The sequence below is a fragment of the Micromonospora sp. NPDC050686 genome (assembly GCF_040654475.1).
GTDB lineage: Bacteria > Actinomycetota > Actinomycetes > Mycobacteriales > Micromonosporaceae > Micromonospora.
Window position 1 is genome coordinate 52,859 of sequence record NZ_JBFAID010000014.1, and the last position, 22,279, is coordinate 75,137.

The following is a 22,279-nucleotide window of genomic DNA, read 5'->3' on the forward strand; positions in this document are numbered from 1 at the left end:
CCTCGGGCGGCATCGCAGGAATATCCCCGGCCAGTCGGGTATCCGTGCGGTCCGACGGAAACAAGGGGGGGAACATGTTGGGTATCAAACGCCTGGGAGTGCTGGCCGCACTGGTGCTGGTCGGGCTGGCGCCCGCGGCGGCGGCGCAGGCCTCGGCGCAGCCGTCGACGCAGGACAACCAGTACCTGCAGGCGCTGCACCAGGTCAACCTGGCCGAAGTCGAGAGTGGCAACCTGGCCAAGCAGAAGGGCCAGAACCAGCAGGTCAAGGACCTGGGTGCCCAGTTCGTGACCGACCACACCCAGTTGGACCAGACGGTGAAGAGCACCGCGCAGCAGTTGAACGTCAAGCTGCCGAACAAGCCGACCGCTGACCAGCAGAAGGTGATCAACAAGCTGAAGAACCTCAGCGGCGCCGAGTTCGACAAGGCGTGGGTGACCGCCGAGCTGGCCGGCCACGTGCAGGCGATCCAGGCCACCCAGACCGAGATCTCGCAGGGCTCCGACCAGTCCGTGGTCCAGCTGGCGCAGGACGCGCTGCCGGTCCTGCAGGCGCACTACGACGCGCTGGTGGCCCTGGCCCAGCAGCTGGGCATCCCGGTCCCGCAGGCCAGCGCCAGCGGTTCGGCCTCGCCGGCTCCGGGCGGCACCGAGTCCCCGGCTCCGGGCGGCACCGAGTCGCCGGCTCCGGGCGGCACGACCGAGTCGCCGGCACCGGGTGGCGGCACCAACACCGGGACGCCGGCTCCGAACCAGAGCTGACGTCGTACGGCCGACGGTGGCCGGTCCGCCCGTCCGGGCGGACCGGCCACCACCTGCTGTGGTCAGTCCGCGCTGGCCAGCCCGATGGCGAAGGCCTCCTCGAGGTCGTGCTGGGAGTAGGCGCGGAACGCGATGTGCGACTCGGTGTTGAGCACGCCGGGGACCTTGGAGATGCTGCCGGCGATGATCTCGGCGATCTGCTCGAACTCGCGGACCCGGACCATGGCGATCAGGTCGACGTGGCCGGCCACCGAGTAGACCTCGCTGACGCCGGGCAGGTTGGCCAGGTTCTCGGCCACCTCGGGGATCGAGTCGGTGGCACAGTCGATCAGCACGATCGCGGTGATCACGGGACATTTCTCCGTTCGTCGGCGTCGTCGCCCATGCTAGAGGTTCCGCTCGGTGCCTCGGTCCCGGCCGCCCGGATCGGACCCGCCGGGACCGTCATCCCGCCGTCGGCGCGGATCGCGTCGGTCAGCCGCTCGCGCGGCCCGACCGTGGCCCCCGGCCAGAGGACCGCGCGGGTGACCAGGCCGCGCACGACCGCACCAGCGCCGACGACCGAGCGTTCCACCCGGCCGGTCACCGTGGCGGTCCGGTCCACCAGGCTGCCGCCGCCGGCGGCGTGCAGGTTGGCCGCCAGGTAGTCCGCCGGGGTCCCGGTGTCAAAGAAGGTGCCGCGGTACGGGACGACCGTCAGCTCACCGGCGGCCTCCGCCGGCCGCCACACCGCGCGGACCAGGTCGCCGAAGGTGGCCGGTAGCTCGCCGACCCGGTGCCACGGCAGCAGCGAGAGCCCGACAAACCGGTGCCCGTCGAACGTCCCGGGCTCCGACCGGTCCGCCGCCGGCTGGCCGAGCAGGCGTACGCTGCGCCCGTCCCAGCCGTCCAGCAGCGCGGCGACGTCCGGGCCGGGCGGCGCCTGCGGGTCGGCCAAGTAGGCGTCGGCGTTGCCGACCAGCACCCCCCGGCCGGCGATCCAGTCCCGCAGGTTGCCCAGGCCGCCGGCGGTGCCCAGCGGGTCGCCCGGCTCGACGGAGAGGTGGGCGCGGCGCCCGACGTGGGCGACCACCTGTCCACCCAGGTAGCACGCGTTCACCGCGACCCGGTCCGGTCCGGTCAGGCCCAGTCCGGCCAGCCGGTCCAGGGCCCGGTCGAGCAGCGCGACGTTCCCGACCGGGCAGAGCGCCTTGGGCAGCCGCTCGGTCAGCGGCCGCAGGCGGGTGCCCTCGCCGGCGGCGAGCACCACCGCGCAGACCGGCACGGCCGCCCGCCAGCCGGGACCCGCCGCGCCGGTCACGTCGTGGCGCCGCCGGCCGGCGGCGTCCGCCCCGGGCCGATGCCGTAGTGGCCGAGGAGCCGGGCGGTGGCCCGGCTCAGTCGGGGCAGGTCGTCCAGCGAGTGCCAGGCCGCCTCGAACACCTCCGCGCCGTCGACCACCAGTTCGGTGGTCGACGCCGGCACCTCCGTCTCGAACACCACGTCCACCCAGCCCTGCGCGTGCACCACCGCGTTCGGCACGGCGGGCCGCAGCCGCGCCGGGTCGAGCCGGATGCCGCTCTCCTCGAACAGCTCCCGGGCCGCGCCCACCACCGGGGCCTCGCCGCGCTGGAGCAGGCCGGCGGGGAGCGTCCAGCTGTGGCCGGGCGGCTGGCGCAGCAGCAACAGCCGGCCCGCGCCGTCGGTGGCCTCCGAGTCGCGGACCAGGGCGACCGCCCCGACGATGTACTTCGGCACGACCAGCCGGACCAGGCGGCGGCGCAGCGGCACCGGCAACCGATAGAAGAGCTGGTACGCGACGGCCCGGCCGGTGGCGCGCGAGCGGGGGATCATGGCTCCAGGCTAGTGGGCGGGGACGTCCCGCAGGCGCTCGCCCTGCCGCCGGATCACTGGCGGTGGTCCACCAGGTCGATGAGCTGGCGTACCACGGTGTCCGGCTCGACCGTCCGGTCGAAGACCGCCACCAGCATGGTCTCCAGGTCGGGATAGCCCAGCTCCTCGGAGAGCCGCAGCAGCGGCAGGTCGCTGGCCAGCCCCCGGTCGTGCTTGCGCAGGGCCAGCCCGATGGTGGCCCGGCCGAGGCGTACCTTGTCGGCGATGGTGATGCCGGGCTCGGTGTGCTCGGCGAACCACCGGTTGATCTGCATCTGGGCGTGCGGGGACTTGACGAAGCCCAGCCACTCCCGGCGCGGGCCGCGGGGCGCGACGTCGGCCTCGAAGCCGCTCTCCGCGTCGCTCTCGGTGAAGATCTCCACCACGTCGCCCTCCTCCAGCTCGGAGGAGAGCGGGGCCAGCCGGCCGTTGATCCGGGCGGCCAGGCAGTGGTCACCGCGCTCGGTGCCCAACTCGTACGCCAGGTCGACCGGGCTGGCGCCGGCCGGGAGCACCACCTGCCGGCCGTCCGCGACCACCTGGATCTGCGCCTCGGCCAGGTCGCAGCGCAGCGACGCCATGAACTGGGTCGGGTCGACCGTCTCCTGTTCCCAGTCCAGCACCCGGCGCAGCCAGGCCAACTCGTCGGACCGGTCCGCGTCGCGCCCGGCGGCGCGGGGGAAGCGGTAGTGGGCGGCGACGCCGTACTCGGCGGACCGGTGCATCTCGTCGGTGCGGATCAGCACCTCGACCGTGCGGTCCTGCGGGCCGCGGACGCTGGTGTGCAGCGACCGGTAGAGGTTGTTCTTGGGGGAGGCGATGAAGTCCTTGAACCGGCCGGGCACCGGGCGCCACATCCCGTGCACCGCGCCGAGCGCGGCGTAGCAGTCGGTGGCCGGGCCGTCCACCACGATCACGATGCGGGGCAGATCGTACGGGGCGGCGTGGTCACCCGCGACGGTGTCCTTCCAGATCGAGTAGAGGTGCCGGGGCCGGGGAGCGACGTCCGCGTCGACCCGGCTGCGGCGCAGCGCCACCTTCGCCCGGGCCACCACGTCGTCCAGGTACGCGTCCCAGCCGGGCCGGTCGTGCACGTGCCGGGCGATCCGGGCGTGCTCGTCGGGCCGCAGGTGCAGCAGCACCACGTCGTCCAGCTCCCGCTTGAGGGTCTGGATGCCGAGCCGGTCGCAGAGCGGGACCAGCACCTCCTGGGTCTTGCCGGCGATCCGCTCCCGGGAGGCGGCGGAGCGGACGCCGAGGGTACGCATGTTGTGCAGCCGGTCGGCCAGCTTGATGATCAGCACCCGGACGTCCTTGCCGGCCGCGACGATCATCTTGCGGACCGTCTCCGCCTCGGCGGCCTTGCCGTAGAACGCCTTGTCGAACTTGGTCACCCCGTCGACCAGGTGGGCGACCTCCGGCCCGAAGTCCTCGGCCAGCGCCTGCAATGTGTAGCGGGTGTCCTCGACCGTGTCGTGCAGCAGCGCCGCGACCAGGGTGGTGGTGTCCATGCCCAGCTCGGCGCAGATCTCGGCGACCGCGAGCGGGTGGGTGATGTACGGCTCGCCGCTCTTGCGGAACTGGCCGCGGTGCATGTTGTCGGCGATCGTGTACGCCCGGCGCAGCACCGCGGCGTCGGCGTTGGCGTGGATGCCCCGGTGGGTGCGGACCAGGTGGGCGACCGGGTCGTTCTCGGTGGTCGGCCAGGTCAGCAGCGAGCGCAGCCGGCGGGCCAGTGGCAGCTCGCCCGGCTGGGTCGGGAGGGCGCCCCCCAGGGCGGCGCCGCGTCCGGCGTCGACGTCCACCTGGGACACCTCCTCCACCCCGGGCTCCACGGCCGCCGGAACGGCAACCGGAAGCAGGCCCACGAATCGGGCAGGACTGCACTCCTCTAACAGAGTAAGTGAGTGAAGGTGGTCCGATCGGTCACTTGCTCATGAGCGTTCGGTCGAGAGTTGGGCGGACGAGGCGTTCTCGGCCTTGTGCAGCAGGTCGCGGAAGCGGGCCGCACCGGCGACCGGAGAGGACCATCCGGCGGACATCTCGACCAGTCGGGTCTCCGGGCGCTCCAACCAGGACAGGATCCGCTCGGACTCCTCGGCCGAGGCGCGCGGCACCGGCCCGTGGCCCGGGAGCACCGTCTCGGCGGTGGCCCGGATCGCCTGGATCGTCGGTCGCGGGTGGACGCCGGGCGGGGAGACGCCCGCGCCGGCCAGCCGGCCGTACCGCACCAGGGCCAGCTCCCAGCCGCCGTGCCGGGCGCGGCGGGCCGCCGCCAGCTCGGCGATGCCGGTCAGCCCGGCCAGCCGTTGCATGCGTACGGCCGCCCGGAGCACCGCCACCAGCCGGGTGCGCATCACCGCCGCCTCCTCGTAGCGTTGCCCGGCGGAGAGCGCGTCGATCCGGGCCAGCAGGGCGTCCACCACCGGCTGCGGGTCGCTCGCGGTGGCGGTGCGGAACGGGGCCGCCGCGCGGTGGTCGTACTCCTCCGGGGTGATCCGGTGCTCGCAGGGCGCGGGGCAGCGACCCAGCTCGGCCAGCGCGCAGGCCGGCGCGGTGGTGCGCCGGGAGAGCTTCTGCGTGCACTGGCGCAGCGGCACGGCGTCGTGGAACCCGGCGGCGGCCAGCTCGGCGGCCTGTTTGGAGCGGAACGGCCCGAGGAAGGCGGTGTCGGTGGGGGAGAGGCTGCGCACCACCGACAGCCGCGGGTACGCCTCGTCGGTCAGCTTCAGCCAGACCATCCGCTCCGGGAACTTGGACCGGCGATTGTACGGCGGCGCGTGCGCCGCGATCAGCCGCAGCTCGCGGACCTCCGCCTCCAGCGAGTGGGCGCACTCGACCGCCTCGACCCGCTCGGCCGCGGCGAGCATCTCGGAGATCCGGGCCCGCTTCTCCCCGGCGGTGAAGTAGCTGCGCACCCGGGTGGCGATGTCGCCGGAGGTGCCGACGTAGAGCGGCCGGTCGTCGGCGGCCCGGAAGATGTAGACCCCGGGCACCTTCGGCAGCCCCTCGGCCAGGTGCCGCTTGCGGCGCTGGGTCGGGGTGACCGCCCGGGCGAACTCGATCGCCTCGCCGATCGTGTGCACCCCGTGCCCGCCGAGCCGGCCGATCAGCCCGTGCAGCACGTCCACGGTGGCCTTGGCGTCGTCCAGCGCCCGGTGGGTCGGCTGGGTGGCGGTGCGGAAGTATGCCGCCAGGGTGCCCAGCTTGCGGTTGGGCACCTCGTCGCGGAGCAGCGCCCGGCGGGCCAGCGCCGCGGTGTCCAGCACCCGGGGGTTGGGCCACGGGTAGCCGTGCTTCGCGCACGCCGCCTTGAGGAAGCCCACGTCGTACGGGGCGTTGTGGGCGACCAGCACCCCGTCGGAGAGGAACTCCAGGAAGCTCGGCAGCACCTCCTCGATCGGCGGCGCGGGCAGCAGCATGGCCTGGGTGATCCCGGTCAGCACGGTGATGAAGGGCGGAATCGGGACACCCGGGTTGACCAGGGTGGCGAGCACCCCCAACTGCTCGCCGCCGCGCACCTTCACCGCGCCGATCTCGGTGATCCCGCCGCCGTCCGGCGCGCCGCCGGTGGTCTCCAGGTCGACCACCACGAAGGTGGTCGCGTGCAACGGCAGCGCGGGGTCCACCCCGCTCACCGCCGGATCCAGACCGGCCAGCGCCGCCTGGACGTACTCCCGTCCCGCCACGGGCGGCACCGTAACGCCCCGGTCCGACACTCCCGTCCCAGCGGCCCCAGGTGTCACCACCGGTCTAGGATGAGAGATCGGCTCACTCACCAGGCGGTGGGCCCGGTCGCGGTGGGAGACTTGCCACATGCCCCTCACCGACCCGCACGACGACCACCTCCCGTCGGAGGAGTCGGTCGTCGCCGTGCCGGGTGCCGGTGAGGACTCCGGGCCGGCCGAGCCGGAGCCCGTCCTGCCCGAGCCGGTCCGGCAGCGGATCGTGACGCTCACCGCGGCGGTGCTGCCCGTGCTGCCCGTGGACGAGGTGCCGGTGCCGCTGCGCCGGGTGGCGAAGTTCGCCCCCAACCGGCGGGCCCGGCTGGGCGCGCCGATGATCGCCGCCCAGCTCACCGCCGATCCGCTGTTCCGCCAGCGGGTCACCGCCCGGGTGCTGGCCGACGCCGGGGATCTGGGCGCCGCCGTGGTCGAGGGCACCGCGCCCGCCGCCGCCGACCCGGTCGAGGTGGCCGCCCTGGCCTATTTGGCCCGGCCCCGGGGCTGGCGGGACCTGATCGAGGCCAGCGGCGCCGCGGTCCGCGCCGAGGCGGACAGCGCGGTGGTCGCCGAGCTGGTCCGGGAGGCCGAGCAGCGGGCCACCCGCGCCGAGCACGACCGGGCGGTGGCCCGGGTCGAGGCGGAGAAGCTCCGCGACGAGCTGGCCCGGGTCCGCGAGGAACTGGGGCAGCTGCGCGAGGAGTCCCGGCAGCTCGCCCGTACCCTGCGGGAGACCCAGGCCCGGGAGCGCAAGGCCACCGAGACGCTGGCCGCCGAGCGGGGGCGGGCCGCGCGCGCGGCCACCGACGCGGAGGCGGAGCTGCGCCGGGCCCGGGCCCGGCTGGCCGAGGCGGAGGCGGCGGCGGGGGTGGCCCGGGCGAGCGCCAAGGAGGCCCGTTCGGTCGACGAGGCGAAGCTGTGGCTGCTGCTGGAGACCATCGGCCAGGCGGCGGTCGGGCTGCGCCGGGAGCTGGCGCTGGACCCGGTCGACCGGATGCCCGCGGACTTCGTCGCCGACGCGTTCGCCGACAGCGCGGCCGGGACGACCGGGCCGGCCACCCGGGCCCGGGACACCGACGACCCGGTCCGGCTGGACCAGCTGCTCGCGCTGCCGAAGGCGCACCTGGTGGTGGACGGCTACAACGTCACCAAGCGCGGTTTCGGCGAGATGTCCCTGGAGCAGCAGCGCAAACGCCTGATCGTCGGGCTGGGCGGGATCGCCGCGCAGACCGGCGACGAGGTGACCGTGGTCTTCGACGGCGCGGAGCGGATGCACGGGCTGCCGCCGGCGCCCCGGGGCGTGCGGGTGCTCTTCTCCCGCAAGGGCGAGACCGCCGACGAGCTGATCCGGCGGCTGGTCCGGGCCGAGCCGTCCGGCCGCCCGGTGGTGGTGGTCTCCTCCGACCGCGAGGTCGCCGACGGGGTGCGCCGGCACGGCGCCTACCCGCTGGGCGCAGACTCGCTGTTGCGCCGGCTCTCCCGCTCCTGAGCTGCGCGTCCGGCCGTCTCCCGGCCGGGCGGCGCGTACCGCATGTCGGTGTCGATCACGGTTGTCCCGGTTGTGTCGCACCCGGTGGTTAGTGTCCGACCTGACCGACGGTGGCCGGGGTGATTCGATCGGGTGATGTGGTTCCACACCCCGTCGCGCCGCCACCGCCGCACGGCGTCAGGAGGCACGATGCTCATCGACTGCGACAGGTGCGGGATCCGGGGCACCGGCTGCTCCGGCTGCCTGGTGACCGCCCTGCTCGACGCGGACCCGCCCGTGGCCGGGCTCGACCCGGCCGAGCAGCGGGCCGTCGAGGCGTTCGCGGTGGCCGGGTTCGAGGTGGCGGTGCTCGACGTGACGTACGCTGCCGCCGGCCGCCGGCGGGCCGGGCGCCGCCGCCGGGTGGCCTGACCGCCGGCTGGTGCCGCCCGCCGGGCACCCGGCCGGCCGCCGGGCCGCGGGCAATAGGATGGGCGCTCTCGGCGGGAGGAGCGGTGACATGACGGGCGTACGGTGCGTGGACGGCGCCGCCCGACGTCGGGCGCGCGGATGACCCCCCGTGGCTGGGCGCTGCTGGCCCTCGCCGCCCTGGCCGCCGCGCTGCTGCTCGCCGCGGCCCTGCTGATCCCCTGGGCGCGCCCACTGGCGCCGCGGGCCGACCAGCTCGCCGCGCTGCGCACGCTCCCCGCCGAGCAGGTGGCCCGGGGCCGCGCCTTCCACGCCGCGCTGCGCCCCGGCGGCTACGGGGCGCTCGCCGTCGGCCTGCTGGTGGCCCTGGCGCTCGGGCTGACCCCGCTGGGCGCGCGCCTGGTCGAGCTGGCCGGCCGGCCGTTCGGCGACCACTGGGTGGCCCGGGCGGTGCTCGGCGGGCTGGCCGTGGTGCTCGTCGCCGACCTGCTCACCCTGCCCTTCTCCGCCTGGCGGCAGAGCGTGCTCACCCGGTACGGGCTGAGCACCCACGGCTGGAGCGGCTGGGCCGTCGACCTGCTCAAGTCGTACGCGGTCAGCGCGGTCATCGCCGCGCTCGCCCTGCTCGGCTTCTACACCGTCACCCGGCTGGCCCCGCGCTGGTGGTGGGCGTTCGGCGCGGCCGGCGCGGCCGGCCTGGTGCTGCTGCTCTCCTTCGTGCTGCCGGTGCTGGTGGAGCCGGTGTTCAACCGGTTCACCCCGATGGAGCCCGGCCCGCTGCGCCAGGAGCTGGTGGGCCTGGCCGCCCGGGACGGGGTGCCGGTCCGGGACGTGCTGGTGGCCGACGCGTCCCGGCGCACCCGGGCGGTCAACGCGTACGTCTCCGGGCTCGGGCCGACCCGCCGGGTGGTGGTCTACGACACCCTGTTGCGGGAGGCCACCCCGGCCGAGGTGACCAGCGTGGTGGCGCACGAGCTGGGCCACGCGAAGGACCGCGACGTGTGGGCCGGCACGCTGCTCGGCGCGCTGGGCGCGGCGGCCGCCGTGGTCGCGCTGTACCTGCTCGGCTCCTGGTCGGCGCTGCTGCGGCTGGCCGGCGTCGACTCGATCGCCGAGCCACGGGCGTTCCCCCTGCTGCTGGCCCTGGTCACGGTCGTCGGGCTGGTCGCCGCGCCGGCCCAGGCGCTGGTGTCCCGGCTGGTCGAGGCGCGGGCCGACGCGCACGCCCTGGCGTTGACCGGCGATCCGGCGACCTTCGAGGCGATGCAGCGCCGGCTGGCCGGGGTGAACCTGGCCGATCCCGATCCGCCCCGCTGGGAATACCTGTGGTCGGCGTCGCACCCGTCCACTGTGGAGCGGATGGCCGCCGCCCGCGCCTACGCCAGGGAGACCGGCCGATGACCCGGACGCTGCTGATCACCAACGACTTCCCGCCCCGCCCCGGCGGCATCCAGTCCTTCGTGCACAACCTCGCCCTCCGGCAGCCCGCCGGTTCCGTGGTGGTCTACGCGTCGAGCTGGCGCGGGGCGGAGAAGTTCGACGCCGACCAGCCCTTCGAGGTGGTCCGGGAGCGGACCCGGGTGCTGCTGCCCACCCCGCTGGTGGCCCGCCGGGCGGCCGCCCTGGCCCGGTCGTACGGCTGCGACACGGTGTGGTTCGGGGCCGCCGCGCCGCTGGGGTTGCTCGCGGCCGGGCTGCGGCGGCGGGCCGGGATCGGGCGGGTGGTGGCGTTGACCCACGGGCACGAGGTGGGTTGGGCGGCGCTGCCCGGCGCCCGCGGCCTGCTGCGCCGGATCGGTCGCGGCGCCGACGTGGTGACCTATCTGGGGGAGTACACCCGGGTGCGGCTGGACCGGGCCCTGCACGGGCTGACCGACCTGCACCGGCTGGCCCCCGGCGTGGACACCGACACGTACCACCCGTCGGTGGACGGCGAGCCGGTCCGGGTCCGGCTGGGGCTGGCCGACCGCCCGGTGGTGGTCTGCGTGTCCCGGTTGGTGCCGCGCAAGGGGCAGGACATGCTGATCCGGGCCATGCCGGAGATCCGCCGCCGGGTGCCGGACGCCACCCTGCTGGTGGTCGGCGGCGGGCCCTACCGGGCGGCGCTGGAGAAGCTGGCCCGGCAGGTGGGCGTGGAGCGGGACGTGGTGTTCACCGGCTCGGTGCCCACCGCGGAGATGCCGATGCACTACGCGGCCGGTGACGTGTACGCGATGCCGTGCCGGACCCGCAACCGCGGGCTGGACGTCGAGGGGCTGGGCATCGTCTACCTCGAGGCCTCCGCCACCGGCCTGCCGGTGGTCGCCGGCGACTCCGGTGGCGCCCCGGACGCGGTCCGCGAGGGCGAGACCGGATACGTCGTGCGCGGCTGGGACGTCGCCCAGCTCGCCGACCGGGTGGCCACCCTGCTGGCCGACCGCGACCTGGCCCGCCAGCTGGGGGCCGCCGGGCGGGCCTGGGTCGAGCGGGAGTGGCGCTGGGAGACGCAGGCGCGGCGGATGGCCGACCTGCTCGCCGGCTGAGACACCCGGTCCCGGGCGTCGCGTCCCGGGCGTGTCCCGGCCGTGGCGGAACCAGGCAGATCAGCGTGATACCTCACAGGCATGAATATGACTGTGAGGTATCACGCTCGCGGGCAAGCCCTGCTGTCGGTCAGCTCGCCGTCGGTGATCGGCTGGTGGCGCCGGGCCACCGTGGCCGGCTGCGTTCAGACCCGGGTGAGGACCGGTGGGGCCGAGGGCGGCGGGGCCGGGTGCGACGCCGGGCGGGACAGCCGGCCCGGCCACCAGGTGCGGGCGCCCAGGTCCAGCGTCAGCGCGGGGACCAGCAGGCTGCGCACCAGCAGCGTGTCGAGCAGGATGCCGACCGCCACGATGACGCCCATCTGCACCGACGGCACCAGCGGCAGCACCAGCAGCGCGCCGAAGGTGGCCGCGAGCACCACGCCCGCGCTCGTGATCACCCCGCCGGTGACCGTCAGCGCCCGGAGCACGCCGGGGCGGTGCCCGATCAGGGCCGCCTCCTCGCGGGCCCGGGTGATCAGGAAGATGGTGTAGTCCACCCCGAGCGCCACCAGGAACAGGAACGCCTGCAACGGGACCCCCACGAAGAGCCGCGGGTGTCCCATCGCGGCGAGCAGCAACCCGGCGGCACCCATCGCGGCCGCGTACGACAACACCACGCTCGCGATCAGCAGCAGTGGCGCGACCAGTGCGCGCAGCAGCAGCACCAGGATGATCAGGACGACGGCGAGGACCAGCGGGATGACCACCAGGTTGTCCCGGTCAACGGTGCGCTCCTCGTCGAGCAGGGCCGAGGTCCGGCCGCCGACCAGGGCCTGCGCGCCGGGCACCGCGTGCACCGCCGCCCGCAGCCCGGTCACGGTGTCCCTCGCCGCGTCGCTCTCCGGGTCGGCGTCGAGCACCGCGACGACGCGTACCCAACCGCCGTCGGCGGAGCGTTCCGGCGCGCTCACCTCCGCGACGCCGGGCACGGTGCGGGCGGCGGCCACCACCCGGTCGGCGGCCCCGGCCGTGGCCAGGACCTCGGCCGGCGCCGTCGAGCCGCCCGGGTAGTGGGCCGCGATCAGCCGCTGCCCGGTGACCGAGCCGACCTCGGTCGTGAAGGACTCGTCGCCGGGCAGGCCGATGCTGAGGGCGCCGGTGCCGAAGGTGAGCGCGATCAGCGCCGCGGCGGTGCCGATCCAGACCGCCCGGGGCCGGCCGCCGACCAGGCCCGCGATCCGGCGCCACAGGCCGTGGTCGGCGGCGCGGTCGGTGGTGTCGACGTCGGGCGTGTACCGGGGCACGAACGGCCAGAACAGCCACCGGCCGAACAGGACGAGAACCGCCGGCAGCAGGGTGGTCATGGCGAGCAGCGCCGCGCCGATGCCGACCGCGCCGACCGGTCCGAGCCCGCGGGTGGCCGGCATGTCCGCCGCGAGCAGGCAGAGCAGCCCGATCGCGACGGTCGCCGCCGAGGCGCAGATCGCACCGTACGAGCGGCGCATCGCCGCCGCCATCGCGGTGTGCCGGTCGGCGTGCCGACGCAGTTCCTCGCGGTAACGGGCGATGAGCAACAGCGCGTAGTCCACTCCGACGCCGAAGACCAGCACGGTGAGGATGGTCTGGCTCTGGAAGTCGACGGCCAACCCGGCGTGCCGGGCCAGCAGGTAGACCACCGCCCCGGCGAGCTGGTTGGCGACCGCGACCACGATCAGCGGGATCAGCCACAGCACCGGGCTCCGGTAGGTGATCAGCAGGAGCAGCGCGACGGTCACCGCGGTGGCCAGCAGCAGCGCGCCGTCCATGCCACCGAACGCGTCGAATACGTCGTGCTCGGCGGCCGCCTCGCCGGTCAGCGCCGTACGTAGGCCCGGTGGCGTGCCGTCGGCCAGCCGCTCCTTCACCGCCGCGACGGCGTCGGCGCGCCGGTCGGGGTCGTCGCTGGTGGGGAAGGAGAGCAGCAGCGCCCGGCCGTCCTTGCTGGGCACCGGCGGGGACACCACGCCCCCCTCGGCGTGCCGGGCGAAGTCGGCCCGGTCGGCGTCCACCTTGGCGCGGTCGGCCGCGGTCAGGCCGGTGTCGCGGACGTAGACGGCGATCGCCAGCTGCCGCCGTGACTCGGGGAAGGCCGCCTCGGCCCGCTGCACCGCGCGGGTGCTCTCGGCGCCGGTCGGCAAGGCGCCGAGCGTCGAGTTGTCCTGCACCTCGGTGAGCTTCACCGCCAGCGGGCCGGCCACCCCGAGCAGCAACAGCCAGAGGACGAGTACCGCGTACTTGCCGCGGCGGCCGGACGGCGCACCGGCCAGTCGTTGCGAGGACATCTCGGGTTCCTTTCGGTGGGTCGGCTTCCGGTGGGCCGGGAACCACTGGTCCACCGTCCCGTGCCACCGTCGATCCTTCGCACCGCCGCCGGCCCGGGCAGGGGTGTCACCACGCGGACCCGGGTGGTGCCAGCACCACCGCTCGCGTGGCGGCGGTGCCGGAGAATGGGGTCCGTGGACAGCTCGGTACGCGGAATCGCCCGCGAGTGGATCCGGCCCGGCGCGGTGACCGTCGTACAGGGACTGCTGACCGCCCTGCTGTCGTTGACCACGCACGTGGCGCTCTTCGTGCTGTCGCTGGCGTCGCTGCTCCTCATCCCGGTCTTCGGCGTCGGGTTCGCGCTCTTCCCGGGGGTCACCGCCCTGGTCCGGACGGTGACCGGAGCGCACCGCCGACTGGCCCGCTGGGGCGGGGTGGAGCTGCCCAGCCCGTACCGGCCGGCACCCGCCGACGCGCAGTTCGGCACCTGGCGGCGGTTCCGCTGGGTGGTGGCGGACCCGGCCACCTGGCGGGACCTGGCCTGGCTGCTGCCCGGCGCCGCCACCGGCGGCGCGTGCCTGGCCGCGTTCGCCCTGCCGCTGTACGGCCTGGAGGGCGTGCTCGGCCTGCCGCTGGCGTTGCACACCGCCGGCGTCGAGTACGGCTACGGCCCGTTCTGGCCGCTCGGCAACCTCTTCCAGGCGCTGCTCTGCTTCCCGCTGGGCGCGCTGTTCCTGTTCGCCGGGCTGGCCGCGGGACGCTGGCTGGTCTGGCTGCACGTGACCTTCGCCGGTTTCCTGCTGCCGCCGACCCGCACCGCCGAGCTGGCGCTGCGGGTCCGCCAACTCACCGTGACCCGGGCCGAGACGGTGGACGCCCAGGCCGCCGAGCTGCGCCGGATCGAGCGGGACCTGCACGACGGGGCGCAGGCCCGGCTGGTCGCGCTGAGCATGAGCATCGGCCTGGCCGAGCAGTTGGTGCAGCGCGATCCGGACGCCGTCCGCCGGCTGCTGGCCGAGGCTCGGGAGAGCAGCGGGCAGGCGCTGGCCGAGCTGCGCGGGCTGGTACGCGGCATCCACCCGCCGGTGCTCGCCGAGCGCGGGCTCGACGGCGCGGTACGGGCGTTGGCGCTGGCCGTACCGCTGCCGGTGGAGGTGACCGTCGACCTGCCGGGGCGACCGCTGGCGCCGGTGGAGTCCGCGGTGTACTTCGCGGTGGCCGAGGGGCTGGCGAACGTGACGAAGCACAGCGGGGCCAGCCGGGCCTGGATCCGGCTCGGCCACGTCGACGGGCGGCTGACGGTCGAGGTCGGCGACGATGGTCGGGGCGGTGCGGACCCGGCGGCGGGCAGCGGCCTGGCGGGGGTGGGGCGACGCCTGGCGGCCTTCGATGGAACGATGGTGGCGACCAGTCCGGTGGGCGGACCCACCGTCATCAGCATGGAGCTGCCGTGCGAGTTGTCATCGCCGAGGACCTCGCCCTCCTCCGGGACGGGCTGATCCGGATCCTGGAGGCGTTCGGGTTCCAGGTGGTCGCCGCCGTCGACAACGGACCGTCGGTGCTGCCCGCGTTGACCGCGCACCGCCCGGACGTCGCGGTGGTCGACGTACGGCTGCCGCCGACCTTCACCGACGAGGGCCTGCAGGCGGCGATCCGGGCGCGGACCGAGCTGCCCGGGCTGCCGATCCTGGTGCTCTCCCAGCACGTCGAGCAGCTCTACGCCCGGGAGCTGCTCACCGACCGGCAGGGCGGGGTGGGGTACCTCCTCAAGGACCGGGTGTCCCACGTGGACCAGTTCGTGGACGCGGTGCGCCGGGTGGCCGCCGGCGGCACGGTGATGGACCCGGAGGTGGTCGCCCAGCTGCTGGCCAGCCGGGCCGGCGCGGAGCCCCTGGGGGAGCTGACCGCGCGGGAACGGGAAGTGCTCGGGCTGATGGCCGAGGGCCGGTCGAACGGGGCGATCGGCGCCCGGCTCTTCGTGACCGAGAAGGCGGTCAGCAAGCACATCAACAACATCTTCAGCAAGCTGCGGATGCCGCCGTCCACCGACGACCACCGTCGGGTGCTGGCCGTGCTGGCGTACCTCAACGGCGACGACGGTCGCCAGCCGCGGGCCCGGGCCTGACCGGTCAGGCGGTGGTGGCGGAGAGGGCGGGGGAGCGGCCCAGGTGCTGCTCCGCCGGCCCCGGCCGGCCGAAGTACCAGCCCTGCGCGGCATCGCAGCCCATCGCCCGCAGCAGCTCGGCCTGCTCGGCGGTCTCCACGCCCTCGGCGGTCACCGTCACGTCCAGCGCGTGGGCGAGGGACACCAGCGAGGCGAGGATCCGTTCGTCGGTGCGCCCGGCCGGGTCCTCGGCCGGCGCGCGCAGCCCGCTGACGAACTCGCCGGCCAGCTTCAGCTCGGTCACCGGCAGCCCGCGCAGGTACGCCAGGTTGCAGTAGCCGGTGCCGAAGTCGTCAATGGCGATCCGTACGCCCCGGTCGGCCAGCACCCGCAGCGCGCGCACCGGCTCCTCGACGGTGCTCATCATGGTGCTCTCGGTGATCTCCAGCTGGAGCCGCTCCGGCGGCAGGCCGGTACGCCGCAGCAGCTCGCCGACCTCGTCGACCAGCCCCGGGCGGCGTACCTGCTGCACGGCCAGGTTCACGCTGACGAACGGGGCGGCGGCGCCGTCGCCCCAGTCCCGGGCCTGCCGGCACGCCTCGGCAAGCACCCAGCCGCCCAGCGGGACGATCAGCCCGGTCTCCTCGGCCAGCCCGATGAAGGCGTCCGGGCGCAGCAGCCCGCGCTCCGGGTGCCGCCAGCGCACCAGCGCCTCCAGGCCGCGCAGGGTGCCGTCGGCCAGCGAGGTCAGCGGCTGGTAGTCGAGCAGGAACTCGCCGCGCTCCAGCGCCGCCGGGATGGCCGCGGAGAGGGCGTACCGGGCCAGCTCCCGCTGGTTGCGCTCGGCGTCGAAGACCGACCAGCGGGCCCCGCCCGCCGCCTTGGCCCAGTGCAGCGTGCTGCCGGCCGCCCGCATCAGCTCGCCGGGCGTGGTGCCCCGCACCGGCTGCTCCACGATGCCGATGCTGGCCGAGACGGTCAGCTCGTGCCCGGCGACCACCGCCGGTTCGCTCACCGCGGCCAGCGCCGCCTCGGCGACCCGTACCGCGTCCTCGGTGCGGCCGGTGCGTTCGACCAGGATGGCGAACTCGTCGGCGCCGAGCCGGGCGACCAGGTGCTCGCCGACGGTGCGCCGCAGCCGCTCGCCGACGGTGATCAGCAGCAGGTCGCCGATCTGGTGGCCCAGCGAGTCGTTGACCACCTTGAACCGGTCCAGGTCGAGGACGCAGACGCCGACCCGTTCGGCGCCCTCGCCGGGCCGCGCGATCGCGGCGGCCAGCCGCTCGTTGAGCAGGGTGCGGTTGGGCAGCCCGGTGAGCGGGTCGTGGTTGGCCTGGTACCGGAACCGGGCCTCGCTGTCCCGCAGCGCCCGCTCGGCGTGCGCCCGGGCCACCATCGCGGCCCGCCGGATGGACTCCTGCTCGTCGAGGGTGCGGTCGCGCAGCGCCCGGGCGTACCCGGTGGCGACGGTGGCCAGCAGGCGGGCCATCCGGTCCTCCGCGTCGTCGGCGACCAGCCCGAGGTCGCGCAGCAGCCGCAGCTGGATGACCTCGACGGTACGCCCCAACCCCTCGGCCGAGGCGATGTGCGCGGCGACCAGCTCCGCGCCGACCCGCTGGCCGATGCGCTGGTCGAACGGCTCGGCGAGGAACGCCTCGGCCAGCCGCCCGGTGAGGCGGTGCAGCGTCGCCTCCAGCTGTGCCTGGGTCATCGGCAGGTAACTGGTGCCCGACACCGCCTTGGCCCAGGCCCGGGCGAACACCCCGGGGCAGGACCGGCCGGTCGCCGCCGGCTCAGTCACCGACCCGCCCCAGGCCGCCCATGAACACGGACCGTTCCGCGTCCTCGGCGCTCTCCGGTGACTCGGGCCGCCACTGCGGCACCCAGACCACGCCCGGCTCGACCAGCTCGAAGCCGTCGAAGAGGCCGACCAGCTCGGCGCGGTCGCGGATCCAGAGCTGGCTGTCGGTGCGCCGGTAGACCCGCTCGGCCTCGGCCCGCTCGCCGGTCCCGCTCCGCCCCTCGTCGCTGGCCTGGGACAGCGCCAGGTAACTGCCGGGCGCCAGGGCGTCGCGCAGCCGGCCCAGGATCCGCTCCGGCCGGTCCTCGGGGGCGATGAAGTGCAGCACGGCCACGACCATCACGGCGACCGGCTGGGAGAAGTCGAGCAGCCGGGTGACCTCGGGGTGGCCGAGGATCGCCTCGGGCCGGCGCAGGTCCTCCTGGATCACGGTGGCCCGCTCGTTGCCGTCGAGGATCTCCCGGCTGTGCGCGACGGCCACCGGGTCGACGTCCACGTACACCACCCGGGAGTCGGGGGCGACCCGCTGGGCGATCTCGTGCACGTTGCCGACGGTCGGGATGCCGGAGCCGATGTCGAGGAACTGCCGCACGCCCGACTCGGCCAGGAACTGCACCACCCGGCGGAGGAACGCCCGGTTGGCCTGGGCCATCAGCGGGGCGTCCGGCACGGCGGCCATCATCGCCCGGGCCGCCGCCCGGTCGGGCGCGAAGTTGTGCGAGCCGCCGAGGTAGTAGTCGTACATGCGGGCGACGCTGGGGCGCTCGATGTCGATGGTGTCGGGAGCCCAGTCCGGCCGCTGCATGCCGTACCCCTTTTGGTGGACAACGCGAGAAATGGTGTGCCCTGAGGGTCACCCGGCGTATTGTGCTCCTCTCCCGCCCGGGTGAGAAGAGGCGGTCCGCCCTCTATCGCCTCACCTGGGCCGGTGCATGATCAACCAGGCCGGTGGCCGGGGACGCGCGAGAGGTCCGCACCCGGCCGGGCAATCCGGCGGGACACGGACCTCCCGGTCGGTACGGGGTGCGTCAGAACTTCGGGGCGTCCGGCGCCTCGAGCAGGCCGAGCCGCAGCGCGGTCATCAGGGCCTGGGCCCGGTTGGCGGCGCCGAGCTTCTCGTAGAGCTTGGAGATGTGCGTCTTGGCGGTCGACTCGCTGACGAAGAGCTGCTTGGCGATGCCGGCGACGCTCATGCCGTCGGCGAGCAGCCGCAGCACCTGGCCCTCCCGGGGGGAGAGCTGCGGACCGGACGGGGCCAGCCGCCGCTTCATCGCCTCGGCCAGGTCGGCCGCGGTGAAGGCGCTCGGGGAGGAGGCGGCGTGCCGGGCGGCGGCGACAACCTCGTCGGCCGGCGCGGTCTTCGGCACGAACGCGCTCGCCCCGGCCTCCAGGGCGCCGAAGAGCTGGTCGTCGCCAGCGTACATGGTGAGCACCACGATGCCCATCGTCGCGCTGGACTTGCGCAGCGCCCGGGTGGCCTCCAGGCCACTGCCGTCGGGCAGGCGCAGGTCCATGATCACCACGTCGGGCTGGAGGGCGCCGGCCTGCCGCACGCCCTCCGCCGCGGTGGCCGCCTCGCCGACGACCTCGAACTGGCGGTCCCGCTCGAACGCGTGCCGCAGCCCCTTACGGATGAGATCGTGATCGTCGACAAGGAGGACCTTGGTACGGGTGGCCGGTGTCGGGCTAGTGGTCATCCTCGGGTTACTCCCCTTCTGCTGCTGCGGTGCTGCCGCGCACCTTATCGCGCCGGGGCGAGGAGCCGACTACCACCGCCACGGTCGTGCCGCTGGGTTGCCGCGGCCTGATCTCCAACCGGCCCCGGATACGTTCCGCCCTCTCGGCCATGATCGCAAGACCATAGTGCCCGTCGGGCCGCTGGTCACCGATGCCGTGACCGTCATCCGACACTTCGATCTGAGCGTACGGGGGGTCCACCTCGCAGGTGACCCAGAGGTTCGCGGCGCCGGCGTGCTTGCGCGCGTTGGTCACCGCCTCCTGCGCGATGCGCAGCAACTCGGCCTCGGTGGCGGCGGGGAGCCGGGCGGTCGACTCGTCCAGCGACAGGTGCACCCGCAGCCCGCCGGAGGCGCCGACGGTACGGGCGTACTCGGCGATGGCCGCGGCCAGCCCGCCGTGCCGGTCCACCTCGCTGCGCAGCTCGAACAGGCTCAGCCGCAGCTCGGTGATCACCCGGGTCACCTCGTTGCGCAGGGCGCGCAGCGCGTCGCCGGTCTCCTTCGGGTCCTCGTCGACGTAGGCCAGCGCGTTGTCGATGCCGTAGCCGACCATCACCAGCTCCTGGGCGACCCCGTCGTGGATCTCCCGGGCCAGCCGCTGCCGCTCCTCGTTGGTGGCCAGCGAGCGCACCTCGTCGAAGAGCAGCGCCGCCTCCAGCCGCAGCGCGGCCGGGCCGGTCAGCGCCGTCACCCGGGACATCACCGGCGCCGGGTACGCCTGCGCGACATCGGTCTCCAGCACCACCAGGCCGACGGTACGTACCCCGGCGACCAGCGGCACGATCAGCGCCGACACGTCGCCGCCGCGGTGCGAGCGGGCCTGCGAGCGGGTCGCGGTGTGCGGCTGCTGGCTGGCCCAGGCGTCGGCGATCGCGGAGTCCGCGTCGAGCGTCGTCTCCCAGTCGACCCGCTCGGCGCCGATCTGGGCGAGCACCACCAGCCGCCCGCCGCCGCTGGCGGAGAGCACCGCCCCCCGGTCGGTGGGGGCGGCCAGCCGCAGCTCGTCCAGCAGGTGCTCGGAGATGCCGCCGGGGTCGAGGGTGGCCCCGGGCAGCTGCCGGGCGACCGTACGCAGCTGGGTCAGCAGCCGGGTCGCCTCGGCGTACGGCTGGGGCTTGCCCTCGCCGCGCACCCGCATCACCCGGTGCAGGCTGCGGGCGGCGTAGAGCCCGAGGCCGGCCAGGATCAGCCACTGCGCGCAGACCGCCAGGTAACCCGGCTGGCCCAGCTGGCGACCGCCGTCGACCACGGTGAGCGCCCCGCTGACCAGCAGGGTCACCGCGGTGACGGCGAGCAGGCCGGCGCCCTCCCGGAAGGCGCGGCGCAGCGCGGTCACCGTCACCGGCACGGCCAGGTACGGCAGGACGGCGGAGGCGCCGATGCCGTCGATCGGGCCGCCGATGTCGGCGACGGCGGCGACCTGGCTGGCGGCCAGCCCGAGCACCACCACCTCGGCGACCCGGCTGAGCGGGCCGAGCCGGTGGTGCTGCGGGGCCAGCACGGCGGGCAGCCCGGCGACGGCGAGCAGGGCGATCCACCAGAGCTGGGCGGGGTCGCGGGTGGCGACGTAGGTGAGGACGGCGACCAGCGCGAGCATCACCAGCCGCGCGGCGGCGGCGAGGGGATGGGTCAGCGGTTGACCGGGTGTCGAGGCGGGCACGTGACGGATCGTAGTCAGCCGCGGTAGATCTCGGCGATCTCCGCCGCGTACGTCTCGTGCACGACCTGACGCTTGACCTTCAGCGACGGGGTCAGCTCGCCGGTGGCCTCGGTGAAGTCCCGGGGCAGGATGCGGAACACCTTGATCGCCTCGGCCTTGGAGACCGACTCGTTGGCCCGGTCGATCGCGGCCTGGATCTCGGCCCGCAGCGCCTCGTCCTCGCGCAGTTCGGCCACCGTGGTCCCGGCCCGGCCCCGCGCGGCCAGCCACTCGGGCAGGGCCTCCTCGTCGATGGTGACCAGGGCGGCGATGAACGGCTGCCGGTCGCCGACCACCAGGCACTGGCTGATCAGCGGGTGCGCCCGGACCTGGTCCTCGAGCACGGCCGGGGCGACGTTCTTGCCCCCGGCGGTCACGATGATCTCCTTCTTCCGGCCGGTGATGCTCAGGTAGCCGTCGTCGTCGAGCCGGCCCAGGTCGCCGGTGCGGAACCAGTCGCCGTCGAGAGCCTCGGCGGTGGCGGCCTCGTTGTTCCAGTAGCCCTGGAAGATCAGGTCGCCGGCGATCAGGATCTCGCCGTCGTCGGCGATGCGGACGGTGACCCCGGGCAGCGGCCGGCCCACCGTGCCCATCCTGGTGCCGGTGGGCAGGTTGGCCGCGGCGGCGGGGGAGGTCTCGGTCAGGCCGTATCCCTCGCCGACGGTCACCCCGACGCCCCGGAAGAAGTGCCCCAGCCGGGCGCCGAGCGGGGCGCCGCCGGAGATCGCGTCCCGACAGCGGCCGCCGAGCGCGGCCCGCAGCTTGCGGTAGACCAGCTTGTCGAAGAGCGCGTGCTGGGCGCGCAGGCCCAGGCCCGGCCCGGCGGTGGTCTCCAGCGCCTCGCTGTACACGATGGCCACCTTCTCGGCCCGGTCGAAGATCTTGCCCTTGCCCGCCGCCTCGGCCTTCTGCCGCGCGCCGTTGTAGACCTTCTCGAACACCCGCGGCACCGACAGCACGAAGGTCGGCCGGAAGTCCTGGAGCTCGGCCACCAGGTTCGTGGTGTCCGCGCAGTGCCCCATCGTGGCCCGGGCCTGCACCACGCCGATCTGGATGAGCCGGGCGAAGGCGTGCGCCAGGGGCAGGAAGAGCAGGGTGGAGGCGCCGGGGCCGAAGAGGTTGGGCAGCACCGGTACCGCGTTGGCGATGTCGGAGTACATGTTGCGGTGGGTGAGCACGCAGCCCTTGGGGCGGCCGGTGGTGCCACTGGTGTAGATGATGGTGGCGATGTCGGCGGAACGGACCTGCTTGCGGCGTACCTCGATATCGGCCGGGTCGACCGCCTCGCCGGCCGCGACCAGCTCGCCCACCGCGCCCAGCTCGATCTGCCAGACGTGGCGCAGCTCGGGCAGCCGCTCGTGGATCCCGGCCACCAGGGTCGCGTGGGCGGTGGTCTCCACCACCACGGCGACGGCCCCGGAGTCGGCCAGGATCCACGCGGCCTGCTCGGCGCTGGAGGTCTCGTAGATCGGCACGGTCACCGCGCCGGCCGCCCAGATCGCGTAGTCGACCAGGGTCCACTCGTAGCGGGTGCGGCTCATCAGCGCGACCCGGTCGCCCGGGTTGACGCCGGCCGCGACCAGGCCGCGGGCGACCGCGACCACCTCGTCGCGGAACTGCCGGCAGGTCACGTCCTCCCGGGCGCCGTCGGGCCCGGGCCGGACGAACTGCACCGCGTCCGGCGCGGCCTCGGCGTTGTCCCAGACCGGGTCGGTCAGGTTGGCCGCGTCGCCGACGGTGACGATCGGCGGGACGGAGAACTCGCGCACCTGCACTCCCTCGTGCTCGCACTGGCCGGGACGCCGCCACCGTGGGGTCGGCTCTGTGGAAACCTACCCGGCCGGCGGACCGGGGTGGGAGCGCGGTGCCGCCGGCCCGG

At 74.8% G+C, this 22,279-nt stretch carries 18 protein-coding genes; 7 read left to right on the top strand and 11 right to left on the bottom strand.

Translation table 11 applies throughout. The features are described from left to right. Window positions 1-74: 74 nt before the first annotated feature. Window positions 75-761, top strand: a complete 687-nt coding sequence (locus AB0H57_RS12775) for a DUF4142 domain-containing protein (protein WP_357505695.1) — start codon at window positions 75-77, stop codon at window positions 759-761. Between the two features lie 62 nt (window positions 762-823). On the opposite strand, the gene AB0H57_RS12780 is transcribed toward AB0H57_RS12775, so the two are convergent. From AB0H57_RS12780 to AB0H57_RS12800, 5 genes are all read right to left on the bottom strand, one after another. After that, window positions 824-1,111 (bottom strand): Lrp/AsnC ligand binding domain-containing protein, encoded by a 288-nt coding sequence (locus AB0H57_RS12780; RefSeq protein ID WP_088972423.1) that lies wholly within the window; start codon window positions 1,109-1,111, stop codon window positions 824-826. Continuing rightward, on the bottom strand, window positions 1,108-2,061 hold the full coding sequence (locus AB0H57_RS12785) for a sugar phosphate nucleotidyltransferase (RefSeq protein ID WP_357505698.1): 954 nt from the start codon (window positions 2,059-2,061) through the stop codon (window positions 1,108-1,110). Before AB0H57_RS12785 ends, AB0H57_RS12780 begins: the two co-directional genes overlap by 4 nt. Continuing rightward, a complete protein-coding gene (locus AB0H57_RS12790; RefSeq protein WP_357505700.1) occupies window positions 2,058-2,594 on the bottom strand; it encodes an NUDIX domain-containing protein in 537 nt (178 codons plus the stop codon). Before AB0H57_RS12790 ends, AB0H57_RS12785 begins: the two co-directional genes overlap by 4 nt. 53 nt (window positions 2,595-2,647) lie before the next feature. Then, window positions 2,648-4,438, bottom strand: a complete 1,791-nt coding sequence (locus tag AB0H57_RS12795; RefSeq protein WP_357505799.1) for an HD domain-containing protein — start codon at window positions 4,436-4,438, stop codon at window positions 2,648-2,650. Window positions 4,439-4,567: 129 nt separating this feature from the next. Continuing rightward, a complete protein-coding gene (locus AB0H57_RS12800; RefSeq protein ID WP_357505702.1) occupies window positions 4,568-6,322 on the bottom strand; it encodes a DEDD exonuclease domain-containing protein in 1,755 nt (584 codons plus the stop codon). A 127-nt stretch (window positions 6,323-6,449) separates the two neighbouring features. Here AB0H57_RS12800 and AB0H57_RS12805 point away from each other — a divergent pair, with 127 nt between their 5' ends. The 4 genes from AB0H57_RS12805 to AB0H57_RS12820 all read left to right on the top strand — a co-directional run bounded on the left by AB0H57_RS12805 (window position 6,450) and on the right by AB0H57_RS12820 (window position 10,774). Continuing rightward, on the top strand, window positions 6,450-7,844 hold the full coding sequence (locus tag AB0H57_RS12805) for an NYN domain-containing protein (RefSeq protein WP_357505704.1): 1,395 nt from the start codon (window positions 6,450-6,452) through the stop codon (window positions 7,842-7,844). A gap of 189 nt (window positions 7,845-8,033) precedes the next feature. Next, window positions 8,034-8,255 (top strand): hypothetical protein, encoded by a 222-nt coding sequence (locus AB0H57_RS12810; RefSeq protein ID WP_357505705.1) that lies wholly within the window; start codon window positions 8,034-8,036, stop codon window positions 8,253-8,255. 138 nt (window positions 8,256-8,393) lie between these two features. Further along, on the top strand, window positions 8,394-9,653 hold the full coding sequence (locus AB0H57_RS12815; protein ID WP_357505707.1) for a M48 family metallopeptidase: 1,260 nt from the start codon (window positions 8,394-8,396) through the stop codon (window positions 9,651-9,653). Continuing rightward, window positions 9,650-10,774 carry a glycosyltransferase family 4 protein gene (locus tag AB0H57_RS12820; protein WP_357505709.1) on the top strand — a complete coding sequence of 375 codons (1,125 nt, stop codon included), beginning with the start codon at window positions 9,650-9,652 and terminating at the stop codon, window positions 10,772-10,774. The genes AB0H57_RS12815 and AB0H57_RS12820 overlap by 4 nt, the downstream gene beginning before the upstream one ends. 185 nt (window positions 10,775-10,959) lie before the next feature. Here AB0H57_RS12820 and AB0H57_RS12825 read toward each other — a convergent pair whose 3' ends face one another. After that, window positions 10,960-13,077, bottom strand: coding sequence for an MMPL family transporter (locus AB0H57_RS12825; RefSeq protein ID WP_357505711.1), 2,118 nt, complete (start codon window positions 13,075-13,077; stop codon window positions 10,960-10,962). A 174-nt stretch (window positions 13,078-13,251) separates the two neighbouring features. Here AB0H57_RS12825 and AB0H57_RS12830 point away from each other — a divergent pair, with 174 nt between their 5' ends. Both AB0H57_RS12830 and AB0H57_RS12835 read left to right on the top strand, forming a co-directional pair. After that, entirely contained in the window at window positions 13,252-14,556 is a 1,305-nt protein-coding gene (locus AB0H57_RS12830) for a sensor domain-containing protein (RefSeq protein ID WP_357505713.1), read from the top strand. After that, on the top strand, window positions 14,508-15,182 hold the full coding sequence (locus AB0H57_RS12835) for a response regulator transcription factor (protein ID WP_357505715.1): 675 nt from the start codon (window positions 14,508-14,510) through the stop codon (window positions 15,180-15,182). The genes AB0H57_RS12830 and AB0H57_RS12835 overlap by 49 nt, the downstream gene beginning before the upstream one ends. A 4-nt stretch (window positions 15,183-15,186) precedes the next feature. Here the strand turns inward: AB0H57_RS12835 and AB0H57_RS12840 are convergent, their stop codons facing one another. The 5 genes from AB0H57_RS12840 to AB0H57_RS12860 all read right to left on the bottom strand — a co-directional run bounded on the left by AB0H57_RS12840 (window position 15,187) and on the right by AB0H57_RS12860 (window position 22,169). After that, complete coding sequence (locus AB0H57_RS12840) at window positions 15,187-16,872, bottom strand: bifunctional diguanylate cyclase/phosphodiesterase (RefSeq protein ID WP_357505801.1); 1,686 nt, start codon at window positions 16,870-16,872, stop codon at window positions 15,187-15,189. Between the two features lie 82 nt (window positions 16,873-16,954). After that, window positions 16,955-17,767, bottom strand: a complete 813-nt coding sequence (locus AB0H57_RS12845; protein WP_357505717.1) for an SAM-dependent methyltransferase — start codon at window positions 17,765-17,767, stop codon at window positions 16,955-16,957. A gap of 223 nt (window positions 17,768-17,990) precedes the next feature. Next, entirely contained in the window at window positions 17,991-18,659 is a 669-nt protein-coding gene (locus tag AB0H57_RS12850) for a response regulator transcription factor (protein WP_088972416.1), read from the bottom strand. Window positions 18,660-18,666: 7 nt separating this feature from the next. Then, window positions 18,667-20,361, bottom strand: a complete 1,695-nt coding sequence (locus AB0H57_RS12855) for a GAF domain-containing sensor histidine kinase (RefSeq protein WP_357505719.1) — start codon at window positions 20,359-20,361, stop codon at window positions 18,667-18,669. Between the two features lie 14 nt (window positions 20,362-20,375). Further along, complete coding sequence (locus tag AB0H57_RS12860) at window positions 20,376-22,169, bottom strand: AMP-binding protein (protein WP_357505721.1); 1,794 nt, start codon at window positions 22,167-22,169, stop codon at window positions 20,376-20,378. Window positions 22,170-22,279 lie beyond the last annotated feature (110 nt).

Bases quoted from the DNA above. Each gene is read 5' to 3' on its own strand.
- AB0H57_RS12775 (WP_357505695.1), top strand. From the start codon at position 75: ATGTTGGGTATCAAACGCCTGGGAGTGCTGGCCGCACTGGTGCTGGTC.
- AB0H57_RS12790 (WP_357505700.1), bottom strand. From the start codon at position 2,594: ATGATCCCCCGCTCGCGCGCCACCGGCCGGGCCGTCGCGTACCAGCTC.
- AB0H57_RS12805 (WP_357505704.1), top strand. From the start codon at position 6,450: ATGCCCCTCACCGACCCGCACGACGACCACCTCCCGTCGGAGGAGTCG.
- AB0H57_RS12810 (WP_357505705.1), top strand. From the start codon at position 8,034: ATGCTCATCGACTGCGACAGGTGCGGGATCCGGGGCACCGGCTGCTCC.
- AB0H57_RS12815 (WP_357505707.1), top strand. From the start codon at position 8,394: ATGACCCCCCGTGGCTGGGCGCTGCTGGCCCTCGCCGCCCTGGCCGCC.
- AB0H57_RS12820 (WP_357505709.1), top strand. From the start codon at position 9,650: ATGACCCGGACGCTGCTGATCACCAACGACTTCCCGCCCCGCCCCGGC.
- AB0H57_RS12825 (WP_357505711.1), bottom strand. From the start codon at position 13,077: ATGTCCTCGCAACGACTGGCCGGTGCGCCGTCCGGCCGCCGCGGCAAG.
- AB0H57_RS12840 (WP_357505801.1), bottom strand. From the start codon at position 16,872: ATGACCCAGGCACAGCTGGAGGCGACGCTGCACCGCCTCACCGGGCGG.
- AB0H57_RS12845 (WP_357505717.1), bottom strand. From the start codon at position 17,767: ATGCAGCGGCCGGACTGGGCTCCCGACACCATCGACATCGAGCGCCCC.
- AB0H57_RS12850 (WP_088972416.1), bottom strand. From the start codon at position 18,659: ATGACCACTAGCCCGACACCGGCCACCCGTACCAAGGTCCTCCTTGTC.